The organism is Roseivirga sp. E12 (assembly GCF_017592825.1).
Lineage (GTDB): Bacteria > Bacteroidota > Bacteroidia > Cytophagales > Cyclobacteriaceae > Roseivirga.
This window is the reverse complement of the sequence record NZ_JAGFMD010000005.1, coordinates 1-23,306: the sequence shown is the minus strand read 5'-3', so window position 1 is coordinate 23,306 and position 23,306 is coordinate 1. Positions and strand designations below refer to the sequence as shown.

The following is a 23,306-nucleotide window of genomic DNA, read 5'->3' as shown; positions in this document are numbered from 1 at the left end:
GCTCCGATTTACTCGTCTCTTAGGCCATGGACCAGGCTAGAACGAATGGGGGTACGAACTACGCTTGAGATGGTAAATATTGAAACCATGATCACAGCAATACCACAGAGTAAACTAATGGATATAGAGGACTCAACGTGATACTTATACATCGCATTCAGTACTTGATCTGATATCACATAGCCTAGAGTAGATCCCAATAGGAGCGCTATGGAGAGTGTGATTGCAAATGACTTGTTAATGGTTAGCAAAAGCTCCTTGAAGGAGGCGCCAAGGACCTTGCGAATACTGATTTCCTTTATTCTCTTAGAAACATTTAGTTGTGCAAGAGAGAAAATACCGGCAATACTCAAGAAACCACTCAATATGGCCATGGATAGAAATATTTTCTGAAGGACTTTTGAATCCTCTCCAGAGGTACCTAGTGCAAAATCTTTTTGTCGCACCCCTGCATAAGGTTCGTCAATGTACTTGCTCCATATTGATTTAAGACTGCTTTCTACTTTACTTAAGTCTCTACTTGAGACTTTGACCACTAGGTGCTCATATTCGCTTTTTTCGTAGAGCGCAATAACCGTAGGAAGAAGCTCAGCAGCTTTTACCACATCATCTATAATATCGATGGTTACTCCAATAATAGTCTTTCGCTCACCATTGATTTTCACAACCTGATTGATTGCATCTTGTCCATCAAAGAACTCTTCCACCAAAGATTGACTTACAAGAATTTTATCCTGATCGGATTTAGATTCTTCAATGAATCCTCTTCCCGAGTTGATTTCAATTTCCATAACCTCCAGATATCTGTTACCTACGTTATGAAATCTAACGGTTGCTGAGGATGTGTCTTCAGGAAGCTGAAACTGCACCTTCTTACTATACCTTCCAAAATCGCCAATATGGTTCGTGGCTCCTGCAGTAACTACTCCTGGTATTTGATCAATTTCTTGTCTGAGTTCTTCGAAATACTCGCTATCAATAGGAAGGTCAATTATCCCTTCCGTCCGATAACCTAAATCAAGTTTGTTCAGAAAATCTGAATTTTGCCAAAATGTTATTCCGGTAACTAGTAAAATGATCGAGAAGCTGTATTGAGAAACTGTGAGCACCTTATTGATTGAACCAACACCCTTTAATTTGGCTGTCCTGCGCATGATAGCGACCGGCTGAAACTTCCATGCATACAAGGCAGGTAGAAGCCCTGCTACTAGGGTTGTAAATAGTAAGAAACCACTTACAAATAGAATGACACTAGTCAAATTGATGTCTTCCAACAAAAAACTTGCACCAAACGGGCCCATAATGGCTTTCGAGGTGAGGTTGGCTGTTGAAATTGCCACAATAAATGCAAGACTATTTGTTATCCCCATTTCCAATAAGAATTGGACGAGAATTTGCCTACTCCCGGAGCCAAGTGTTTTTCTTACACCGATTTCTTTTAACCTACGTGATATTAGAGCGATTGATGTGTTGGCAAAATTAAAGCACGCTATGAGAAACACCATAAGTGCCAAGACCGAGAAGATGATTAAACCTTCTGGCCGGATGCGACTATTTACGTAGCTCACATTCTCCGTAAGATCAGAAGGTTTGGCTGTTGAGAACGGGATTAGTTCGAATCGCTTAACCTTTGTCAGTTTGTTTCCATCATTTTGAAGAGGAATGCTCTTGTTGATATTGGCAAGAACGGATGGCTTTTGGCTGGAAGGAAGTTTTACATATTGACCTGGAAAAAAGCCATTGGACCAGTCATTCGGATTGATGTCCATTGACCTCATATAATCTAATTGGTTGATCATAATTCCGAATCTAAAACTTGAGTTGAGAGGAAGCTTTTCAAGGACTCCGCCAACTGTAACTTCGAGTCTTTTGTCCTTAGATAGTAGCAATGTGAACTTTTCCCCAAGAGCTGACCTGTTTCCAAAGTACTTTTGAGCAACGGGTTTGGTTAGAAAAACGAGGGGAAGATTACCAAATTCTGAAAATGATCCATACCACAATGGAAGCTCAAACATGTCAGGAAAATCTGTGGAAACTATAGCCACAGTTTCAGAGAAGAATTCAGTGTCTTTTTTGACTTGACCATTATCAACATAATAGCTACTAACTTGAGTTATGTCACTGACTTGATTGCGAAGTTGATAGTCCAGCGCTACAGGTGAAAACTCGTTTCGTCTTTCTTCTCCACTTTGCTCGGTAATGGCATGTATTCGGTAAAGATCATCTGTGTTTTTATAGAATGAATCAAACTCTAGGTTATATGCGTGGATCATAAAAACAAAGACACACATGCTAAGTGCCAAGCCAAGTCCGATGATATTAATGGCTACCGAGCCTTTGTTCTTCCAAGAATGTCTTAATGCTATTTTGAAGTAGGATTTGAAAAGCGAAGTCATTAGTGTTGTCTTTGTATTTTTTGATTTTGAATAAGATTTGAAGCACAGAAGCACATTCCAGTAAAAAAATAGATTGGCTTTCCATAGTGGCTCTCCATTTTCGAGTCTTAAATAGAAGAACTCTTCTATGTCGCCCTCCAACTCTTCGAGTCTGTCAGGTCTACAATACCAGCGAAAGAAGCGAAGTGCTAGTTGAGGAGGCTTGTGTTTGATGCGCTTCATCCTATTAATTTTTCCAATTAAGTGCTTGTGCTGGTATTTGATATCTGAGTTGCTCCCGGAGTGAAGCCAGCTCATTAAGAGCTTTAGATGCATAAGGAGTTAGATAAAAAAGACGCTTACGCTTACCACCTCTGGCTGAAGTCGATTCACTCATCTTTGATTCCAAAAAACCTTTTTCCTCAAGACGGTACAATACAGTGTGAATAGCGCTTACGTTGATTTTTTTACCAGTTTGCTTTTCGTACTCGGCAACAATGTTAACAGAGTATGCTTGGTCATATAGTACACCAACTAATAAAAGGACCAATTCTTCGAAATTTCCTAGCTTAATCTTTTCCATAACTTTCACAATTGTCAGTATTATACTCAATCAAAAATATAAAGTTTCACTTTTGTAAGTAAAATGTTCTAAAAATATCCTGATTTTGAAAAACTGACGAAAGCGGAGGGTAAGGAATGGTTTTGATGTGGGCTTATAAATAAAAAAAGCTCAGCAATTGCTGAGCTCTTCGTAGTCCGTAGGGGAATCGAACCCCTGTTACCAGGATGAAAACCTGGCGTCCTAACCCCTAGACGAACGGACCAAATAATCTGCAGAGGCGGAGGGATTCGAACCCCCGGTACCTCGCGGTACAATGGTTTTCAAGACCACCGCATTCGACCACTCTGCCACGCCTCTGTGTGTGATCTCCCGTTTGGGACTGCAAAGATAATTGGAAGTTTTTTTTGTGCAAGTGCTAAGGCTCAATTAAATCTCTTCTGCCTTTAATTTTTTTGTTTTTGCCTTGTCAAGGGCTGCATTCATTTCGAAACCCACTAAAAGAATCAGTGAAATAATGAATAGAAGGATCATTAGTACCAACAGAACACCTATCGACCCATAAAGTCGGTTGTAAGCACCAAAGTTGTTGATGTAGAATGAGAAGCCAAAAAATGCCAAAATAATGGCGAAAGTAGAGAAGACTGAACCGACACTCATGAAATGCCATCTTTTATGCACGGCAGGTGCTAAGTAATAGATGCTTGAAATGGCAATCTGAAAAACGATATAGAGGACGATAAACCTCAGAACAATGATGATATCAATTGAAATGTTTTCCTGAATTACTTCTCTAATACTATTGTCTTCTAATAACTGTTGCCCAACGACCAAGAGCCCAACAGAAATCAATACTGAAAGGGCTAGAATGAATATCAGAATAGTGGCTATAAACCGCATCTTTAGAAATCCACGAGTTTCCACCGTTTTATAACTCGCATTAAATGCGCTCATTAGAGAATTCATCCCATTGGTAGATAGAACCAACGTAAGAATAAAACCAAATGACAAAAGGCCACCACGCTGTTTGTTGATAATGTCATGTATGGTAGAGTCAGCTGCGGTATAGAGGTTAGCCGGTAAGATGTTTTCTAAGAAACCAATAATCTGATCATTGGTCACATCTGGAAAAAAATTCTGTATATAAGGTGTAAGCGTAAACAGAAAAATGATAGCGGGAAATATGGCCATGGTAAAACTAAAAGCGACACCATTGGCCCTGGCCAGCAATCTGTCATTACTCAATTTTTGAATGAAAATGACAATGGCATCATAAAGACCGACTTTAGCTTTTCCTACCTTAATATGCTGAAGCAAGTTGATCAGTCTTATGTAAAGTGGGTTCTCTAATATGATGGCCAGAAACTTCGCCTTCATGAGAAATAGGATTTTAAAACTTCTGTCAACTCATCCGGTGCTCTACATGGTCTGTTGGTTTCCATGTTGATAAAAACCAAGGTGGTTTTTCCTGTATTAACCAAGTCTCCTTGTTCGTTGTTGACTTCGTACTCGAAAATCATCCGAACTTTTGGCAATTCTTTGATGATGACTTTTACGGTCAGCAACTCGTCATACTTTGCTGGAGCCAGGTATTTGCATTCAAGGTCATGAACGGGCATCATAACCCCCTGTTCTTCTAGTCTTTTGTATTCAAAGCCCAGTTGGCGTAGTGCCTCCACACGGCCCACTTCGTAATACATAGCGTAATTGCCATAGTATACGTAGGACATCTGATCAGTTTCAGCATATCTTACCCTTATTTGGGTAGAGGCACTATACATCCTTATCGAAATATTTTCCTGTCATTCAAGGCTTTGTGGAGAAGTCTTGCATTTTTATTGTGCTGTGTCAAGTCTTTTGCAAAGCGATGGTAGCCCGAAAAATCCTCTCTTGCACACATATAAATATAGTCATGCTTTTCATAATTCAGAACAGCATCTAAGGAAGCGATGGTTGGTAAGTTAATAGGACCGGGAGGTAGGCCACGGTATTTGTAGGTATTGTAAGGGCTGTCAATTCTTGTGTCAGCTATAAGAACTCGCTGAATAGTGAAGTCGCCTAAGGCAAATTTTACGGTTGGGTCAGCCTGTAAAAGCATATTGGCTTTAATCCTATTGATGTAGAGACCAGCAATTGTCGGGCTTTCGCTTGGAATGTACATCTCATCTTGTACTATGGCAGCCAAGGTTGAAACCTCGACTGGTGTCATGCCCAGAGCAGTTGCCTTTTCCTTGCGACTACTTGTCCAAAACTTCTCGTATTCCTTTTTCATTCTATCGAATAGAGCCTTGGGTGAAATGGTCCAGTACACCTCGTAAGTATTTGGGATGAACATTGCCATAATAGTTTCCTTGTTGAAGCCGAGAGTGGACAAATATTCATTGTTGTTGAGCAGGTCCAAAAATTCAGTTTCATCAATCCCTGTGGTAGCCGAAATTTTCTCAACCAAATCTTCTTTAAAACGGACGTTATTAAAAGTGATGTCTACGGGAATCTGGTCCCCAGCTCTTAATCTTCTTACCGCCTCTAGGTTGTTCATGTTAGGCTCCAGAAGGTAAACTCCTGGCTTTACATTATCTTGGTAGCCTAGTGCTTTTGCTACAAAGCTGAATGATAGAATTTCATCCACTATAGCATTGTCATATAGTGTGTTTCTTAAAGAATCGAAATTATCGTCTCGATCTATCACAACAACTTCGGGCTGTTTTTCTATGAGAATATTAGAACCATAGAATACTTGATAGAAGTAAAATGAAAAAGAGGTTAGGATCACTGAGAAGATCACCATACCGATCATAAATCGCTTTCTTTTCTGCATATGGCCACAAAAATAGTCAATTTGTCCTAACTTCGACTTCAAGTCAAAATCATGTCAGCGGAATTAATTAAGCTATACGAAGAAAACCCCGAGATCGATAAGATTGAAAAGATTGTTCGTGTTTTAAAATCTGGTGGTGTTGTGATTTATCCGACAGATACCGTCTATGGTATTGGTTGCGATTTTAGCAACAATAAGGCAGTTCAGAGGGTGTGTCAAATCAAGAATACTAAACCTCAGGCCTTATCATTTATTTGCTATGACCTGAGTGAAATAGCTGAGTACACCAGAGGACTAAGCACACCAATTTTTAAGGTGATGAAAAAGGCACTTCCTGGGCCATTTACCTTTATTCTTAATGCAAGTAATAGTGTGCCGAAGGTTTTGAATGCTAAAAAGAAAACGGTTGGTATAAGAGTGCCAGATAACAACATTCCTCGGGAGATTGTAAAGAACCTCGGCAATCCAATCATCACCACTTCCATTCATGACGAAGATGAGATTCTCGAATATTCAACCGACCCAGAATTAATCTTTGAGAAGTACGAGAACCTGGTAGACATAGTGATCGATGGGGGCTATGGCGCAAATGTTGCCTCTACCGTTGTGGACTGTTCTCAAGATGATTTGGAGGTTGTGAGAGAAGGGTTAGGAGATATTAACGACTATCTCTAATGAGAATCTTGATTGAATCACAATACCTGCCATCGGTAGCATATTTTGTTTTGCTCAGTCATTGCGAAGAGGCCTTTATTGAAGGGAATGAAAACTTCGAGAAGCAATCATACCGAAATAGATGTGAAATCATCGGGTCAAATAAGGTCCAAAGTTTGAGCCTTCCTGTGCACCATGGTGGTAGGAAAGTCCTCATAAAAGACTTAACGATTGACTATAAACAAAAGTGGTCTAATAATCATTGGAGAGCTATTCAATCGGCCTATGGGAAGGCTCCTTTCTATGATTACTATGCCGACTATTTTGAATCAGAAATCAAGGCTAATTATTCCACTTTGTATCAGTTAAATTCGCGATTGCTGACATTATGTCTTAAACTTCTCAAGCTAGATGTAAAGCTGGCTGAGACTTCAGAGTATTCGAAAAGCCCACCTGAAGGCCTTCTTGACTTCAGATCTCACATTCACCCTAAAAAATCACTAGACAGTCTGACATGGTTTAAGCCTCAAGCATATCACCAAATCTTTGGCAAAGACTTTGTACCTAACATGAGCATCTTAGACCTGCTCTTTTGTATGGGGCCTGACGCTTTAGAGGTATTATACAACTCAGGTGTTATGAATAAGAACAATTAGGTTTTTGATTACGTTTCTAGTAGATCGTAAGCTATATCTTATTATATTGAAATCGTGGTTTTATCAATGAATTGAGCCACCGAGAAAGGCATTAAATGGAAGCAAAATTTTCAAATAGAGTAAAAGAAGTGATCTCCCTGAGTAGAGAGGAGGCCCTGCGATTAGGGCATGACTATATCGGGACAGAGCATCTTTTGCTAGGGATGATTCGTGAAGGAGAAGGAGTAGCGGTGAGCATTCTTAAGAAGCTAGGAACTTCATTAGAAGAACTTAGAGAGGCTATCGAGAGAGCCACAAAGGGAACGGCCAATCACAATGTGAAAAACTTGGCTAATATCCCATTGACAAGACAGTCTGAAAAGGTGCTTAAGATCACCTATCTCGAAGCAAAGATTTTCAAAAGTCAACTGATCGGTACTGAGCATTTGTTACTCTCAATTTTGAGAGATGAAGACAACATTGCTACACAAATTCTAGAGAAGTTTGACGTTAATTATGAAGTAGTAAAAGAAATGTTAGAATACCAGACCGACAACCCATTGGCCTCTTCAGATACAGACGATCCGGATGATGATTCTGGTAAGATGTTCGGAAGCAGCAGTGGGTCTGGAAGCGGAGGCGACAGACCAGCGGGAAAAGGTGGCGAAAAATCCAGAACTCCTGTCCTTGACAATTTCGGAAGAGATTTAACTAAGTATGCTGAAGATGGAAAACTCGACCCAATTGTGGGAAGGGAAAAGGAAATTGAACGTGTGGGTCAAATTCTATCTAGAAGAAAGAAAAACAACCCAATCCTTATTGGTGAGCCAGGTGTTGGTAAGAGTGCCATTGCCGAAGGACTGGCCTTAAGAATTGTTCAGAAAAAGGTGTCTCGAGTGTTGTTCGGAAAACGTGTTGTGACCTTGGACCTTGCATCTTTAGTGGCGGGTACTAAGTATCGTGGGCAGTTCGAAGAACGCATGAAAGCGGTAATGAATGAGCTTGAAAAATCTCCTGAGGTAATTCTCTTTATTGATGAGTTACACACCATTGTTGGTGCAGGTGGCGCTTCCGGATCGCTTGACGCGTCTAACATGTTCAAGCCAGCACTTGCAAGGGGCGAAATTCAATGTATTGGGGCTACCACTTTAGACGAGTATAGACAGTATATTGAAAAAGATGGGGCTCTAGCGAGAAGATTTCAGCAGGTTATGGTTGATCCAACCACTCCAGAAGAGACTATTCAGATTCTCGATAATATTAAAGAGAAGTACGAAGAACATCACCATGTTAGTTATACGGCAGATGCTCTTAAGGCCTGTGTACAACTTTCGGACAGGTATATATCAGATCGCTTCTTGCCAGACAAGGCGATTGATGTATTGGATGAAGCTGGTGCAAGGGTGCATATCAACAATATTCACGTACCAGAAGATATCGTAAAGCTGGAAGATGCTATAGAGGATATTAAGAAAGAAAAGAACAGAGTTGTTAAAAGTCAGAAGTACGAAGAGGCAGCTCAGTTAAGAGATAAAGAGAAGAAGCTGATCGATCAACTCGATAGTGCCAAAGAGCGCTGGGAAGAAGAAAGTAAGGCTAAACGCTACACGGTTGACGAAGAAAACGTGGCTGAGGTAATTGCCATGATGACAGGTATTCCTACCAAACGTGTGGCTCAGAAAGAGCAAGCCAAATTGGTTGGAATGGGTGAGCAACTGAAAGGACGAGTGATCGGCCAGGATGAGGCTATTGCCAAGTTGACCAAGGCTATTCAGAGAACTAGAGTTGGATTGAAAGACCCTTCAAAACCAATAGGAACCTTTGTTTTCTTAGGTCCTACAGGTGTTGGTAAAACTGAGTTAGCAAAAGTCCTTTCTAGCTATCTGTTCGATAAAGAAGACTCTCTTGTCAGAATTGATATGAGTGAGTATATGGAGAAATTCTCTGTATCTCGTCTTGTAGGAGCGCCTCCGGGCTATGTGGGTTATGAAGAAGGTGGTCAGCTTACGGAAAAGGTGAGAAGAAAGCCTTACTCTGTGGTATTACTCGATGAGATCGAAAAAGCTCACCCGGATGTATTCAATATCTTACTCCAAGTATTGGACGATGGTATTCTTACAGATGGTTTGGGACGAAGAGTTGATTTCAGGAATACGATCATTATCATGACATCAAATATTGGAGTGCGTGATTTGAAGGACTTCGGTTCGGGTATAGGATTTAGTACGCAGACTAAGCGTGATTCTGAAGATCAGATTATCAAGGATACTATTCAAAAGGCTTTGAAGAAGACCTTCAGTCCAGAATTCTTGAATCGCTTGGACGATGTGATCATATTCAACTCGCTTGGAAGAGAAGACATACATAAAATCATTGATATCTCCTTGGGCAAGTTGCTCGCTAGGGTAGAGGCAATGGGATATAAAGTGTCTCTGACTGAGAAGGCAAAAGACTTCTTATCCGAGAAAGGGTTTGATCCGCAGTACGGTGCTAGGCCATTGAATAGAGCCATTCAAAAATACTTAGAAGATCAAATTGCTGAAGAGATTTTGAAGGGTGATATCAACGAAGGCGATACACTAAATGCTGATCATGATGGGAAATCGGAAGAGTTAACCATTAAAATCAAGAAGAAAAGAGCCTCTAGGAAAAAGAAAGAAGAAAAAGAGGAAGAGGATTCTGCAGAATAGCAGAGAATTCAAATTATAGTGAAAGCCACTTCGAATACTCGGAGTGGCTTTTTAGTTGTTCAGTTCCTGAATGATTCCCCAAAACATCTGAACACCACTTTCAATAATTTCATCAGGAAAATCGTAGTCTGGATTGTGGAGATTTGGCGTCTTTTTTCCTGACCCTAACCCAAACATTGCGCCTTTGTTGTCTTTTAGAAAAAGTCCAAAGTCCTCAGACCATGGATTTGGTTTTCGCATGACCTTATAGGTTAGGTTTTGCTTTTTTGCCACAGATTTAATGATGTTGACCGCTTCCGAATCGTTTTCAGTTACTTCAAAAGACTCATGATAGCTAGACTTGATACCTAAGTTGTGTTTTGATGCTATGGCTTTCGTTTCTCTTTCTATGAGAAATTTTAATAGATCGAAGTCGTGATTGTCAAAGGCTCTGAGTGTTAGCCATATTTCTGAATGACCTGCCGAGACCCCAAAACTTTCTTCTCCAATATTGGTATGCGTTAACGTAATCAGAGTCTTGTCCATAAACTCTGTGGTCTCAAGAATTCTATCAAAGCAAAACATAATTTGAGCCGTAGCCATGGCAGGGTTATTTCCAGTATGTGGCTGGCTGGCATGTGCGGTTTTGCCCAGTAGGTTGATCTTCAAGCCAGTTGAGGCAGGGCAAAAAGATCCGTTTTTGCAGATGATGGTGCCCTTTTTCTTTTTAGGTAGGTTATGTAAAGCGAAAGCATAATCATATTCAATGGCTTGGAATTTTTTATCAGCCATAACAGCTTTTGCTCCTTGACCTGTCTCTTCCGCTGGTTGAAACAAGAGTATGATATCGCCCCTTTCAGGCTTTTCATTGGCTAAGTTGATAGCTACCCCACATAGTATTGCCATGTGACCATCATGTCCACACTTATGTGACACTGCCTTCTTAAGAGATTTGTAGGGTAGGTCGTTCGTTTCTTGTATCGGCAGCGCGTCCAAATCTGCTCTTAGGAGTATGTTTTGGCCTTTTTTTGTTCCTTTCCAAATGGCAATAATTCCGTGGCCTCCAACATCAGGAATCAATTGATCTGGATTACATTGTTCCAAAAAACTCAAAATGGCTTTTGCCGTGTTGACCTCATTCCCAGACAATTCAGGGTTTTGATGCAGTGTATGCCTTAAATCAATTAGTCTATTCAGTTGAGTGGAATTAAGCACAATATAAGATAGTTATAAAAGGAAAAAGGAGCTCCGTTTGAACTCCTTTTCTTCAACCAAAATACATAGTATATGAACTATTGTTCTCTAATTATTAACGAAAGGATTCGAAAATTTCTCATCTGTTAAGAAGGATTCATCAGTCAAAGTGTTCAGAAAGGCGACTAAAGCGTCAATCTCCTGACCATTGAGGTTCGGCCTTCTTACATTACCATTGTTATTACCACCGCGACCACCGCCACCAACTCTCAACCTGTTGTCAAGCCCTGGGCTGTTTTGAACCCCATTGTTATAGAACTGAACAACCTCGCGGAGGGTAGCAAATCTACCATCGTGCATGTATGGGCCAGTTAAGGCAATATTTCTAAGAGAGTTCACTTTGAACTCACCCTGGTCGTTGTTATTTCCAGTTACTCCACCTACTCCAAGATCAGTTAGTACAGCATCCAGTCCATTGTTTCTTGCTTGGTCTCCACTAAAAGTTGCTGTCTCATGGCAATTAGAACACTGTGTTCTATTGCTGAAGAATAAGTCCTTGCCTATATTCTCAAGCTCAGTGAAGTTTGGAAAGTCATCATCTTCATCCCCATTCACTGCCTCCAAACCTTCGTCATAGCGAGACTCATATGAAACCATAGATCTAACGAATTGCGAGAGTGCAAGAGAGATTTTATCTGATGTAACCTCACTGCTACCGAAAGCATCAGTAAACAATGGTTGGTAGTAATCTTGATCCTGAATTTTACTTACCAGCTCATTCAAGGTCAAACCCATTTCTACCTGATCTTGGATAGGCATCAATACTTGATCTTCTAATGTATTGGCACGCTCATCCCAAAAGAAACGACCATTGTCGTAGTATCTAGCATTGGCTAGACCCATTGAATTTCTTCCTGTTAAACCACCTTCAAAGCCAGTACTAAAGGCACCTTCATCAGCAAAACCTCTTTCTTGAATATGACAAGAAGCACATGAAACAGTGTTGTTGCCAGACAGATTCACATCATAAAAGAGTACCCTTCCTAGTGTAGCACCTTCATCCGTTACGGGATTGTTATTAGGAGTATTGTCTATACCGGCAACTTGTCCTGTGACAAAGTGATTTGGTAAATCAGGATTGGCATAGTTGTAGAAGTCGGTTGGTAAATTCAGAATGCCTGAAAAATCAGTATTTACCGAGTCATTGATATCGTCTGTTACTTCATCGTTTGGTGAACAACTGAATATTAATGCCACCATGCTCATTGAAAAAATAGCCTTTTTCATCTCTTACATATTTTAAGTTTGGGCGCAGCTCTAATTCTAGAGACTGAGGTATTCTGTCAATTCCTAGAAGGTGGTAAGCCTTCTGGACCTTGTCCCCCTCTTGGCTTTCTGCCATTCGGTGGGCCTGGTCGTTCGCCCTGTCTTAAAACATCTTTGATAAGCTCATCGAAGATTTTTTGTTGCTCAGGAGAACAAATTGCTCTAATCTGTGCAAAGTGGTCAAATGTTGCTTTTTCGATGGCCGCATGTAATGTTCCCATGCGCTGAGATAATTCAGTTACTTTATTTGAAGCATCGACTTCAGCCCAAAGGCCATGAAGTTCTTTCCTAGTTTCTCGTGACTCGCTTCTCAGTTTTTCCATTTTTGCGAAGTGCTGATCACGAAGCTGTTTCAATTGTCTTTTCTGAGTTTCATTTAGATTAAGCCTTTCTTCAAAAACCATGATCCCAGCCCTTCTGGGCTTTTTGGGAAGTTGATTTCGACCTGTCCAAATGAATGCTAGTAAAGCAATATTTAGGATAGCTAAAAGAATCACTACCCATCCGATATACTTATTATTTCTCAAGGAGTTCATCTTAATAGCTGTTTAGATATTCATAATCATCAGTACCAGAGAAGTAATCTTGCGAAATCAGATCTGCATCTGAACCTTCTGTGGTTGTCTGCTGAGAATTTCCGAGTAGAAATAAACTGGTCACATTTAAGACCATTATTATACCGAGAACAGCCATGCTCATTTTAAGATTGCCAACAAAAGCAAACCTGCCAATGGAAGAGGTTAGCTCGTCTTGCATCCTTACTTCCAGCTTGCTATAGAAAAACGGGCTTGCCTCGGCCTTACCCAACCCCTCTAGACTATTTAATGTCTGATTTATTTTTCGCTCTATGTTTTTCTCAGCTTTCATATCGGTATTCTATGCTTTAGATGTGGATTAACGCATAAACTTGCGCTATTCCATAAAATTTTTTTCGTAGTAAGTTTTTAGTTTTTTCTGCAAGTTTTTTCTCGCTCTGAACATAAGTGACTCTACGGAAGAAACACTAGTGCCTAAGACTTCTGCAATTTCTTGATAAGGAAGCCCCTCGACTTTATGTAAGGTGAAAGCAATCCTCTGGTTATCGGATAGTGTCTTAATCGTCTGAAACAAGGTCTGCGCGTGCTCTTTGTTTTCTAGTAAAACTCCTGGGTGCTCGAAAGTCGCATGCTTTGTAGTCTCGTAATCTTTGTCACCTCCGGTTAAGGATTGTAAAAATGCGAATCGCTTTTGCGTCTTTTGTTTGCGAATGCGTTCCAGCGATTTAGTTGTTGCTATCCTATAAATCCAAGTGGAGAGTTTTGCATCGCCACGAAATTTTTCGACCGACTTGTATACTTCTATAAATACGTCTTGAGCGGCCTCTTCAGCCTCTTCGGAGTTTTGTAATAGGCCTAGGCAGGTATTATAAACCCGATCTTTGTACTGGTCTACCAATGACCGAAAAGCTGACTCAGACTTTTGCTGTAGCGCCAATATAATTTGCTGATCGGTCAATATGAGATAATAAGTTTAAGGGCAGTCTTTAATGAAGACTGCCCCAATGTAAGTTTTTGTTAAACTATTTTGAAGTGAATGGACTTATCTTCCTCCAGGCCGTGGACCTCTTTGCGGTTTACCACCTTTTTTGTCTTTGCCTCCTTTGCCAGCGTGATTGTTGAAGAATACAAGTTGCTCATCTGTAAGGATTTCTTTCACTTTAGCAGTGTTAGCCACTTTAAGCTTCATCAATTCTGTCTTGAGCCCTCCTATTTCTTCTATCACTTTGTTTACCGCATTTTCATTATATGAGTCTGATGTAGTCAGAGTCCTTAATCGAGCCTCTTTTTCACCTATTTGGTTTTTAATAGGCAGGGCTTCTTTCCCCAAAGCTACTCTGAGGGATTTCATCTGTTCCTTCTGCTCCTCACTTAGGTTTGGGATATGTGGCCCTCTGGGTCCACGCTCATTCATTTCTTTGCCCTTCTGACCGTGCTGCTGTTCTTGCGGATTTGGTCTTTGTCCTCTTCTCATTTGTTGCGCTTGCACATTTGAAGCGCCAACGAATAGCATTACCAAAACAACCATTCCGTATTTTTTCAAGTTTTCTTTTTTCATGACTTTAATATTTATGTTATGTAGGGTTAGATGGCAGGCCAGAAGAAAACTTGCGAGGAGCTTTGTTAAAGGATGTTAAATTAAAAAAGCCCTCTACTTGATAATAGAAGGCCTTTCAAGGGTTTTTAGAAGAGTAATGAGATTAGTCTTTCTCTAAAGACTTGTTTTCACCCCACTTGGGAGCAACATCTACAGCATTGTTTTTTATTTCAAAGCCCGCGCCTTCTATTAGGTCCTTGTATTTTGGCCAGGTGCTTGGTGCCTCCATTGTTTGTCCGGGCTTGAGAACTTTTAGCTGTGAGTGTTGTAGAGACTTTATTTCTCCCCAAGTAGTCTGAGACCAGTTCTGTTCGTTATATACGGTTAGAGGAGTTTCTAGTAATGGCCCTGAGACAGCTTTACCAACTAATGGCCACCATGTACTTTCCGTTTCGCGATCCCAAAAGACAAAGCCATCCATTCCGTCCCAAACTTCAGGGTCATAATAAGTGTAACCGCTCAGTGCAAAAGTGAATTCTCTTTCTCCGATGACCCTGTGATATACAGCGCCTAAATCCGCCAGAATACAGTAAGCGGCCATGACTGGTTGTCCATTCACCACGTCATTTACAATTTCATGTCTGGTGAGCAAGTCAATGCCATAAGCCCTTACATCTTCACCAATTTGTAGCAACAGAAAGCGGGCACTATCTGGGTAAACCTGATCAGCCTCCTCTTGTGTGATAAAATCTGGATCGATTAATGCCATAAACTTTTCACGACCTATGCCATAGTGAAACTGCTCATCTTTCAGAATAGAATTAGTTATATCGAAATGCCATGTGGAATCTTCACCACCGTACTGATATTTACGACCATCCTTTTCAAAGAATTTGCCTAGTTCAATGGCTACGGGTCTTTTATTTCTAGCCTCCAATACCTCAGCAGTGTTTTCGACTAAGTCTGAAGAGTTATCTTCTTTTTGTGCGCAAGAGAATGCGAGGAGTAAAATGCAGGCAATAGTCAGTAGTGGCTTTTTCATAAATAAGTATTTGATAATGTAAGGTTGACTATTTTGAACTAAATATCAAGCGGTTACATAAATGTAGAGGCTTTACTAAGAGCTTTATAGATTCTAGGATATATTGGAATTATAATACTGAAACCATGGCAAGAACGCTTTCTAATATGATGCCTTTAGGCACACAAGCACCAACTTTTACTCTACCAGATACCATTTCGGGAAATGTGGTTAGTCTTGCGGAATTAAAGTCTGATAAGGCAACGGTCATTATGTTTATCTGTAACCATTGCCCTTTTGTCAAACATGTTGACGAGGGGATCGTGACCTTGGTAAATGAGTACAAGGAGAGAGGTGTTGCATTTATTGCGATCAGCTCTAACAATGTAGAAAACTACCCACAAGATGCGCCAGATTTAATGAAGGTGGAAGCCGAGCGAGTAGGCTATGACTTTCCATATGTATATGATGAAAGTCAAGAAATAGCGAAAGCCTATGATGCCGCCTGCACCCCTGACTTTTACGTCTTCGATGGAGAGATGAGATGTGTCTATCGTGGACAATTAGATGATTCTAGACCTGGCAATGGTAAACCAGTCACCGGTATGGATATGCGCAATGCATTGGATGAAGTTCTAGTTGGGAAAGCTGTTTCAGCACCTCAGGTGCCAAGTATGGGTTGCAATATCAAGTGGAAGGACTAGCACTTTAGAATTTGAAGAGGCTAATCAAAAAATATCCAGTTCTTGCCTTTGCCGCGATTGTTTTATTGCCAGTGCATGGTATTTTATGGCCCCTGAGACTGTCAGGTGTAGGTTTAGAGAATTTGCAGGGTTTGAAACTTCTTTTTGCCCTTATACCGAGTATTGGCGCTTTGATCATTACAAATTTCATTGAGGGAGAACATCAAGCCAGAAAGTTATGGCAAAGGGTATATCCCCAGAGGTCAGACATAAAAATATATTTAGTGGCCTTGGTAAGCATTACAGGTATAGGCTCTCTGGCCGTGTTAGTTAGGTTTGTTTTAGATGGTCTTTTGCCTTCATGGGGCTCCTTGCCTTCAGTTCAAGAGGCAATATTTCTTTTGCCCTTTTTACTCTTTTTTCCAGGCTTTACGGAGGAGTTTGGTTGGCGAGGGTTTATGCAGCAGAAATTACAGAAACGTAATGGTGTATTTTTAGCATCCCTGATGACTGGCCTGGTGTGGGGAGGCTGGCATTGTATGGATTTCCTTTTGGGCAATTGGCCTGCCGGAACTTTCAACGTCCTTCTGTTCTTCGCTTATATTACGGGAACATCAATTGTCATTGGTGGGCTCTATGCTTGGTCTAAAGGGAGTGTGGCGGTTGCTATTCTGGCGCACTTTAGTGCCAACATGGTCAACTTCTTTTTACCAGTATGGAATAATGAGGCTGGAACTAAAACACCCATCATTTTCATTTCACTGCTTTGGGCAGTGGCATTCGTGATTCTTGCTGTTGAAGTGAGGCGATCCAAGAAAATCCAGAGGCCTAACCCAGAATTGATCGAATAATCATGCCCGAGTGCACTCGGGTGTTTTCGATAAAGAGCTTACTTGTTTGTAGACCAGCATTGATTACGCCAGCAACGTAAACCCCTTTGAGTGGTGTTTCAAGACTATCAGGGTCATGAATAGGAATCTTTAGCTCATCATCAGAGATAGGTAGACCCAATTGCTCAAAGAGGGAATAATTGGGCTTGTAACCTGTCATGGCGAGAACAAAATCATTGTCAACAGTGACTTCGCCTTCTGGCGTATTTAGAATGACTTCACACGGCTTGATCTCCTTCACTGTAGTGTTGAAGTATGCTTTGATCGATCCCTCTTCAATACGATTTATGATGTTAGGTCGAATCCAATATTTCACCTTCGGGTAAATCTCGGATTCACGAATTGCCATTGTGACTTCAGCATCCTTGTAGAAAGTTTCCAAAGCCACATCACAGGCGGAGTTGGCTGCGCCAATGATTAAGACCTTTTGACCAAGATAGGGATGAGGGTCATCATAGAAATGTTTTACCTTCGGCAAATCTTCTCCCGGAATACCTAGTTCTCTCGGAGTATCGTAAAAGCCCGTAGATACAATAATATTGGTGGCTTCGAAATCACCTTTGTTTGTCTTCACATTATAGGTGTCATCTTGCTTTTGCATTGACTCAACCTCGGTATAGAGACTGATATTTAGGTCCCAGCTTTCTTTGACTCTACGAAAGTATTCCAGGGCCTCTTTGCGTGTAGGCTTGTCGCTGTGGGCGATAAAAGGTACGTCTCCGATTTCTAGCAAGTTAGAAGTCGAAAAGAAGGTCATATTGGTCGGGAAATTGTAAAGCGAATTGACAAGAACCCCTTTCTCCAAAATTATATAACTCAAGCCCGCCTTCTTGGCTTCAATGGCACAGTTAAGACCGATAGGCCCTCCTCCAATAATGATTAAATCGTATTTCAATTGGCAACTTGTTTAATCCTAAATAAAGGTGAATTCAGGGATAAAAGTTCTAAGGGGTTCCAATTATTCTGAATACGATTGCCCTTTATGCGCAAAAAGCAAAACAAAGGCCGCACTGATAATGACGAAGTTCTTAATAATGTATTGACCTTCAATGGTCAGTTGGAAGGGAATGGATTTGAATGTGACTTCTGGCAAAACAAACAAGGGTGTTATGGTACACGCCATGTGAAATAGCAGAAGCCAGAAGGTGATTCGATACTCCTTGGTAAACATAAGAAGCAGACCGAGCCCAACTTCGAGAATTGCCAGAAGTTTAAGACTCAATGCTTTTTGCAAAAGCCCGAATGATAAGATCCTGACCGTGTCGGTTGCCAAGCCTTCGGCAGGACTGACTCCAGGAAAGAACTTGAGCATACCGAACCAAACGAATAAGATTCCGATGCTGTAGCGTAAGAGTCTAAACTGATTTTTTGATAAAAATGATGATACTACTCCCCTCATGTTCGGCAATTAATCACCAAATGTATTGAAAAGCAGTAATGGAAAAACTGATTTAAGTCAGTTTAATGCAGACAGGGCAATGCTTACGACATCTGCTAATTCTGCCTCAGATATGTCACCTTTAGCCAATACTCTCATTCCGCCAGCCGTGTTGAAAATGAAACGTGCGTAGGCCTCGCTGCTATGCCGAGTAGAAAACTCGCCAGATTCCTGACCTTCTTTGATAAGTTCATTCAAGACACCTTCCATTTTAATGCGGTTGTCTGTAAATATGTCATTGATCACCTGATCGCAATTAGCAAGCTCAGTGGCTGAATTAGAGAGGTAACAACCCTTTTTCATGGCATCAGTAGATGAATCTGCAACTATGTCATCAAGAAAGTCTTTAATGATCTTTTTTGCCGATTGTTCTGACCTGAGTTTCTCGAGCAATTTGCTTGAATTATTCCTGCGGTACTGTCTGAGTGTTTCCAAGTACAGCCCATGCTTGTCTCCCCAAGTATCATAAATACTGGCTCGGTTTATACCTAAATGATCTACTAGATCTTGAATGGAAGTGGCATTATAACCTTGCGTCCAAAAAAGGTTCAGTGCCTTATCTAACACTTCGCTTTCAACGAAACTTTTGGTTCTAGCCATGTCTTTTGAGTAATTAAAAGTAAACGACTTAAAGAAATTCGAGCCGCTTACTTCTAAATTTAACTGATCGTTCCAGTATAAGCAACTTAGATAGTCGCTATTCCGCCATCTACCAGAATTTCCTCTCCCAAAACGTAAGAAGAGTCATCAGAAGCTAAGAATAGAACGGCTTTAGCCACTTCTTCAGAAGCACCAAACCTTTTCATTGGAACCATGGCTGCAAAGCCTTCCGCCATTCCGGCCAGTTGTTCTTCGGTCATGCCCATTTTACTATAGATTGGCGTTTCGATTGGTCCGGGACTTACGACATTCACACGAATGTTCCTAGGAGCCAAATCTGCAGAGATAGTTCTAGCAAAGTTTCTTACTGCACCTTTCGTAGCAGAGTATACAGACCCGTTCTCGAAACCTTTATGAACAACCGCAGAAGCGTTCAATACAATAGATCCGCCATCATTGAAGATGGGCAAGAGTTTTTGAATCGTGAAGAATAAACCCTTCACGTTAGTATTAAAGTGAGCATCAAAGAATGCTTCGTCTACTTGATCGATTGGTGCAAACCATGCGATACCTGCATTAGCAAATAGAACATCTACCTTTCCAAACTTCTCTTTCACTTGTGATACAAGACTATCTATATCATCTAGTTTAGAAGTATCAGATTGGATTGCTGTTAAGTTTTCATTATTGATTTCTGAGACGGCTGCGTCTAGTGTTTCTTGAGTTCTACCAGTAATCACCACTTTTGCACCTTCTGCAAGGAATGTCTTTGCTGATGCTAGGCCAATTCCTGTGCTGCCTCCGGTAATCACTGCTACTTTGTTGTTAAGTTTTGTCATTTTTATCTTTATTAGAATGATTGTTCCAAAATTATGATTTCCATTACAGAACAATCATTCCAGAAAAGAGTTCAAAGAACACAAAATACTTTCAGGTCTACTTTTTTACGTCCTTGTTGGGGAAATCTCGGAAGTGCTTGTAAAGTGTATTAAGGAATGTAAGAACCATACCAACACCAATAGCAATGTATACTACAGTGAAAATCTTGCCTAAATCTGTCTGCGGGGAAAAATCACCATAACCGATTGTGGTCAAAGTAATGGTTGAGAAATATAAAGAGTCTAACCAACCCCAACCTTCAATATAATGGTATGCCACTGTGCCGATTACCAAAATACCTACTGAGGCTAAAAGTAGTGATCGGTACTCTGGATCTTTTAAAAATGATATAAGCGTTCTAAAGAATATCATTAGAACTTGATTTGAGCCGCCTTTAACTCTTCGCCACGCTTGTATTCGACCACCGTTTGTTGTCCGGCAGCAAAGCCACTAAGTGCTCTCATATAGCTCATCATGTCCACAATAGTTGAGTCACCTAGTTTAACAACAATGTCTCCTTTTTTCATCCCAGCTGCGGCTGCCGGTTTACCATCTGTTACACCATCAATGCGCATGCCTTGCCCATCGAACAGGTAGTCGGGTACCACGCCAAGCGAAACTGTGAATCTTGGATTGTCGCCTGAGCTATCATTTGTTTTTGTAAACGCCAGTTTTTCTTCGCCATTCAACTCATCTACCAAACGCTCGATGTAACGAACGACAAGTACTAGGCCATCGTAGTTGATTTTATCAGCATCGTCAGATGGTTTGTGATAGTCTTCATGTTGGCCGGTGAAGAAATGAAGTACGGGGAGGTCCTGAAGATAGAATGAGGTATGATCTGAAGGTCCGACACCAGACTCTGATGTAACAAGCTTTAAGCTATCCGAGTTGATGGCATCCAATTGTTCTATCCAGAGTGGGCTAGTACCCACACCATTGATTGCGACCGTCTTTTCCTCGTTCATTCTACCGACCATGTCCATATTGATCATATAGTTAACACTAGCCAGATCAACAGTAGAATTCTTTGAAAAGTAGTTAGAGCCCCAAAGCCCGTTTTCTTCTCCTGAGAAGGCAAGGAAGAGGAAGTTGTATTTACTTTTCTTGGACTTAAGGATTTTAGCGAGTTGAATTACAGCTGATGTACCACTGGCATTGTCATCTGCACCATTGTGAATGGCAGGCTCACCTCTGAATAGAGAGCCTTCGGCACCATAACCTAGATGATCGTAATGAGCACCTATAACCACGGTATAATCACTTCCATTGTCGATAAATCCAGCAACATTCCTGCCTGTTACACCCTCGCCATTGGTTCCAACCACGGCTTCTTCATGGGGGTTGGTAGACTTTTTTACTGTAAAGGGTTGAAAATAGCCATCAGTGCCTTTTGGGCTAAGACCTATCTTTTCGAATGCCTCCGCTATATAGTTTGCCGCCTTTTCCTCACCTGGGGTGCCGATCGCTCTACCCTCTAATGCATCATCTGCCAAGAAAGTAATGTCCTTTTCCAGGCCGACTTTAAGTTCTTTATCGGTGGTAAAATCGGTACAAGCAAATGTGATCGATAGTACTGTAATCAATAAGAATAGGCGCTTCAGACTCTTCATAATTTCAACTTTAGGACAAAGATAATAATCATTATCTTCGCGCCATTATTGAACGAATCATATATTCCATGCGATACATTTCTGTATTATTAGTCCTTTTGGTTTTCGGCTGTGGCACACAGAAAAAAGAAACAGTCTCGACTGAAGCTAGATCTGCTCAAGACTCCCTATTGCTTCACCCAGAAGAAATGAAGTACCTCAAGAATATCAAGCAATTGACTTTTGGAGGAAATAACGCAGAGGCGTATTGGAGTTTTGACGACAAGCATATTGTTTTCCAGTCGGACTATGCCGAATGGGGAGTGAGTTGTGATCAAATGTTCGTGACCGATTGGCGCAATGATGACTTAAAGAATAACCGACCACAAATGGTCAGTACAGGAATGGGAAGGACCACTTGTTCTTACTTCCTGCCTGGTAATAAAACGATCGTTTACGGATCTACTCACTTGGGTGGGGAGAATTGCCCTCCAGTACCCGAGAGAAGAGCAGATGGAAAATATGTATGGCCGATCTACCCAAGCTTCGATATTTTCACTGCAGACCTAGAGGGTAATATCATTGATCAATTGACTAATGAGGAGGGCTATGATGCCGAAGCTACCGTTTCTCCGAAAGGCGATCGCATCGTTTTCACTTCTATGAGAACTGGTGACCTGGAGTTGTTCACAATGAACATTGATGGCTCTGATGTGAAGCAGATCACTAACGAGTTGGGATATGATGGTGGAGCATTCTTTTCGCCTGACGGGACAAAACTTATTTTTAGATCTTCTAGACCGAAGACTGAAGAAGACATTAAAATCTACCAGGACCTATTGAAAGAAGGTTTGGTAATGCCGACAGATATGGAGCTTTATATCTGTAATGCCGATGGTTCCGACCTAAAAAAACTAACAGATCTTGGCCAGGCCAACTGGGCACCATTTTTCCACCCTTCAGGTGAGAAGATCATTTTCGCTTCAAATCATACAGCTACGAGAGGCTTTCCTTTCAATCTCTATATGATCAATATTGATGGTACAGGCTTGACTCGCATCACAAGAGACGAGACTTTCGATGCCTTCCCTGTATTCTCTAATGACGGCAAGCATATTGTCTTCTCTTCTAACCGCAACAACGGTGGTGGTAGAGATACAAACTTGTTTGTAGCTGAGTGGATTGGGGGGTGAAATGTTGAATGATTGATGCTGAATCCGTAATTCAACACCAATCATTTGCGAGCCTATTTATTAGACTCGAGTAGTTTCCTAAGGTTCTTGTTTTCTTCCTCTAGAGCCTTTAACCTTTTCTCTTGATCCTTATTCCTTTTGTCCTGTTCGATTAAGTACAAGGTTAACTCCTCAACTTTCTTCAAAAGGGTAGCCTGAATACCTCCCAAATCCTGACCCTTTTCTTCAATCTCCTTGGCCGATGGTACTTCGGGAAGGTGTTGGTTAGCTTCGATAAAGGCTTCTAGTTCAACAAGGCTTTTGAGTTTATAGTCGGGGGAGAAGACATAGTCGGGCCAGTCCACTCCGGTAGTAGAGACTCTCACTTTTTTGGCTAGGACGGTGCCATCTACTGATAGTTTTTCGGTGGGCGACAAAGTACCAACACCTACATTTCCACCAGTTGTGACGGTCATTTTTTCACTTCCATTGGAAATAATACCAAAATTGTGATTGGATATGGTTCCAACTTTCGCATTTCCACCCGTGTGAGCCCATAAGGAAGTTTGGACACCTGTACCTCTTTCCTCTATGAGAATTCGAGAATGGACATTGTCATCTAGGTTGATTGTTGCTCCCCAACTGCCAGGATTATTAAATATGTCATCACCTACATACAGGTGACCATTCCTTAGGTCTAATTTAGCATTAGGAGTACTGGTACC

General features: G+C 41.1%; 24 protein-coding genes, 2 tRNA genes and 1 pseudogene. 6 read left to right on the top strand and 21 right to left on the bottom strand.

What is annotated here, in order from left to right:
* Window positions 1-8: 8 nt before the first annotated feature.
* The 7 genes from J4E76_RS12445 to mltG all read right to left on the bottom strand — a co-directional run bounded on the left by J4E76_RS12445 (window position 9) and on the right by mltG (window position 5,755).
* Window positions 9-2,618 carry an ABC transporter permease gene (locus J4E76_RS12445; protein WP_208504629.1) on the bottom strand — a complete coding sequence of 870 codons (2,610 nt, stop codon included), beginning with the start codon at window positions 2,616-2,618 and terminating at the stop codon, window positions 9-11.
* 4 nt (window positions 2,619-2,622) lie between these two features.
* Window positions 2,623-2,958, bottom strand: a complete 336-nt coding sequence (locus J4E76_RS12440) for a helix-turn-helix transcriptional regulator (protein WP_208504627.1) — start codon at window positions 2,956-2,958, stop codon at window positions 2,623-2,625.
* 172 nt (window positions 2,959-3,130) lie between these two features.
* Window positions 3,131-3,202, bottom strand: a tRNA-Glu gene (locus tag J4E76_RS12435).
* 10 nt (window positions 3,203-3,212) lie between these two features.
* Window positions 3,213-3,297, bottom strand: a tRNA-Ser gene (locus J4E76_RS12430).
* A 69-nt stretch (window positions 3,298-3,366) separates the two neighbouring features.
* A complete protein-coding gene (locus J4E76_RS12425; RefSeq protein WP_208504625.1) occupies window positions 3,367-4,314 on the bottom strand; it encodes a YihY/virulence factor BrkB family protein in 948 nt (315 codons plus the stop codon).
* On the bottom strand, window positions 4,311-4,718 hold the full coding sequence (locus J4E76_RS12420) for a thioesterase family protein (protein ID WP_208504623.1): 408 nt from the start codon (window positions 4,716-4,718) through the stop codon (window positions 4,311-4,313). Before J4E76_RS12420 ends, J4E76_RS12425 begins: the two co-directional genes overlap by 4 nt.
* 2 nt (window positions 4,719-4,720) lie before the next feature.
* Window positions 4,721-5,755 carry an endolytic transglycosylase MltG gene (mltG, locus tag J4E76_RS12415; RefSeq protein WP_208504621.1) on the bottom strand — a complete coding sequence of 345 codons (1,035 nt, stop codon included), beginning with the start codon at window positions 5,753-5,755 and terminating at the stop codon, window positions 4,721-4,723.
* 51 nt (window positions 5,756-5,806) lie between these two features.
* Between mltG and J4E76_RS12410 the strand changes: the two genes are divergently transcribed.
* The 3 genes from J4E76_RS12410 to J4E76_RS12400 all read left to right on the top strand — a co-directional run bounded on the left by J4E76_RS12410 (window position 5,807) and on the right by J4E76_RS12400 (window position 9,734).
* Complete coding sequence (locus J4E76_RS12410; protein ID WP_208504619.1) at window positions 5,807-6,430, top strand: L-threonylcarbamoyladenylate synthase; 624 nt, start codon at window positions 5,807-5,809, stop codon at window positions 6,428-6,430.
* Entirely contained in the window at window positions 6,430-7,065 is a 636-nt protein-coding gene (locus J4E76_RS12405) for a WbqC family protein (RefSeq protein ID WP_208504616.1), read from the top strand. The genes J4E76_RS12410 and J4E76_RS12405 overlap by 1 nt, the downstream gene beginning before the upstream one ends.
* Window positions 7,066-7,160: 95 nt before the next feature.
* The gene (locus tag J4E76_RS12400; RefSeq protein WP_208504614.1) at window positions 7,161-9,734 is read left to right on the top strand and encodes an ATP-dependent Clp protease ATP-binding subunit; all 2,574 of its coding nucleotides are present in this window, start codon (window positions 7,161-7,163) and stop codon (window positions 9,732-9,734) included.
* A 51-nt stretch (window positions 9,735-9,785) separates the two neighbouring features.
* On the opposite strand, the gene J4E76_RS12395 is transcribed toward J4E76_RS12400, so the two are convergent.
* The 7 genes from J4E76_RS12395 to J4E76_RS12365 form a co-directional block, all read right to left on the bottom strand.
* Window positions 9,786-10,928 (bottom strand): amidohydrolase, encoded by a 1,143-nt coding sequence (locus tag J4E76_RS12395; RefSeq protein ID WP_208504612.1) that lies wholly within the window; start codon window positions 10,926-10,928, stop codon window positions 9,786-9,788.
* A gap of 87 nt (window positions 10,929-11,015) precedes the next feature.
* Window positions 11,016-12,194 carry a cytochrome-c peroxidase gene (locus J4E76_RS12390; RefSeq protein ID WP_208504610.1) on the bottom strand — a complete coding sequence of 393 codons (1,179 nt, stop codon included), beginning with the start codon at window positions 12,192-12,194 and terminating at the stop codon, window positions 11,016-11,018.
* A 56-nt stretch (window positions 12,195-12,250) separates the two neighbouring features.
* Window positions 12,251-12,769, bottom strand: a complete 519-nt coding sequence (locus tag J4E76_RS12385; RefSeq protein ID WP_208504609.1) for a Spy/CpxP family protein refolding chaperone — start codon at window positions 12,767-12,769, stop codon at window positions 12,251-12,253.
* Between the two features lies 1 nt (window position 12,770).
* Window positions 12,771-13,100: a hypothetical protein gene (locus J4E76_RS12380; RefSeq protein ID WP_208504607.1), complete on the bottom strand. Its 330-nt coding sequence runs from the start codon at window positions 13,098-13,100 to the stop codon at window positions 12,771-12,773.
* A gap of 45 nt (window positions 13,101-13,145) precedes the next feature.
* Window positions 13,146-13,727, bottom strand: coding sequence for an RNA polymerase sigma factor (locus tag J4E76_RS12375; RefSeq protein WP_208504605.1), 582 nt, complete (start codon window positions 13,725-13,727; stop codon window positions 13,146-13,148).
* Between the two features lie 84 nt (window positions 13,728-13,811).
* Window positions 13,812-14,327, bottom strand: coding sequence for a Spy/CpxP family protein refolding chaperone (locus tag J4E76_RS12370; protein WP_208504603.1), 516 nt, complete (start codon window positions 14,325-14,327; stop codon window positions 13,812-13,814).
* Between the two features lie 142 nt (window positions 14,328-14,469).
* On the bottom strand, window positions 14,470-15,348 hold the full coding sequence (locus tag J4E76_RS12365) for a DUF3179 domain-containing (seleno)protein (RefSeq protein WP_208504601.1): 879 nt from the start codon (window positions 15,346-15,348) through the stop codon (window positions 14,470-14,472).
* A 125-nt stretch (window positions 15,349-15,473) separates the two neighbouring features.
* Between J4E76_RS12365 and J4E76_RS12360 the strand changes: the two genes are divergently transcribed.
* Together J4E76_RS12360 and J4E76_RS12355 are read left to right on the top strand one after the other, a co-directional pair.
* Entirely contained in the window at window positions 15,474-16,031 is a 558-nt protein-coding gene (locus J4E76_RS12360) for a thioredoxin family protein (protein ID WP_208504599.1), read from the top strand.
* 11 nt (window positions 16,032-16,042) lie between these two features.
* Entirely contained in the window at window positions 16,043-16,861 is an 819-nt protein-coding gene (locus J4E76_RS12355) for a CPBP family intramembrane glutamic endopeptidase (RefSeq protein ID WP_208504597.1), read from the top strand.
* On the opposite strand, the gene J4E76_RS12350 is transcribed toward J4E76_RS12355, so the two are convergent.
* The 6 genes from J4E76_RS12350 to J4E76_RS12325 all read right to left on the bottom strand — a co-directional run bounded on the left by J4E76_RS12350 (window position 16,839) and on the right by J4E76_RS12325 (window position 21,430).
* Entirely contained in the window at window positions 16,839-17,795 is a 957-nt protein-coding gene (locus J4E76_RS12350) for a YpdA family putative bacillithiol disulfide reductase (RefSeq protein WP_208504595.1), read from the bottom strand. The two genes, J4E76_RS12355 and J4E76_RS12350, sit on opposite strands and share 23 nt — an antisense overlap.
* A 63-nt stretch (window positions 17,796-17,858) precedes the next feature.
* Window positions 17,859-18,299: a doxx family protein gene (locus tag J4E76_RS12345; protein WP_208504593.1), complete on the bottom strand. Its 441-nt coding sequence runs from the start codon at window positions 18,297-18,299 to the stop codon at window positions 17,859-17,861.
* A 57-nt stretch (window positions 18,300-18,356) separates the two neighbouring features.
* Window positions 18,357-18,938, bottom strand: coding sequence for a TetR/AcrR family transcriptional regulator (locus J4E76_RS12340; protein ID WP_208504591.1), 582 nt, complete (start codon window positions 18,936-18,938; stop codon window positions 18,357-18,359).
* An 86-nt stretch (window positions 18,939-19,024) separates the two neighbouring features.
* Complete coding sequence (locus J4E76_RS12335; protein WP_208504589.1) at window positions 19,025-19,777, bottom strand: glucose 1-dehydrogenase; 753 nt, start codon at window positions 19,775-19,777, stop codon at window positions 19,025-19,027.
* 97 nt (window positions 19,778-19,874) lie between these two features.
* Complete coding sequence (locus J4E76_RS12330) at window positions 19,875-20,189, bottom strand: potassium channel family protein (protein WP_208504587.1); 315 nt, start codon at window positions 20,187-20,189, stop codon at window positions 19,875-19,877.
* On the bottom strand, window positions 20,189-21,430 hold the full coding sequence (locus J4E76_RS12325; protein WP_208504586.1) for a M28 family peptidase: 1,242 nt from the start codon (window positions 21,428-21,430) through the stop codon (window positions 20,189-20,191). Before J4E76_RS12325 ends, J4E76_RS12330 begins: the two co-directional genes overlap by 1 nt.
* Before the next feature lie 68 nt (window positions 21,431-21,498).
* On the opposite strand from J4E76_RS12325, the gene J4E76_RS12320 reads away from it, so the two are divergent.
* Window positions 21,499-22,602: a PD40 domain-containing protein gene (locus J4E76_RS12320; RefSeq protein ID WP_208504585.1), complete on the top strand. Its 1,104-nt coding sequence runs from the start codon at window positions 21,499-21,501 to the stop codon at window positions 22,600-22,602.
* Between the two features lie 53 nt (window positions 22,603-22,655).
* Here the strand turns inward: J4E76_RS12320 and J4E76_RS12315 are convergent.
* A pseudogene (locus tag J4E76_RS12315) lies at window positions 22,656-23,306 on the bottom strand (hypothetical protein); the annotation flags it as partial.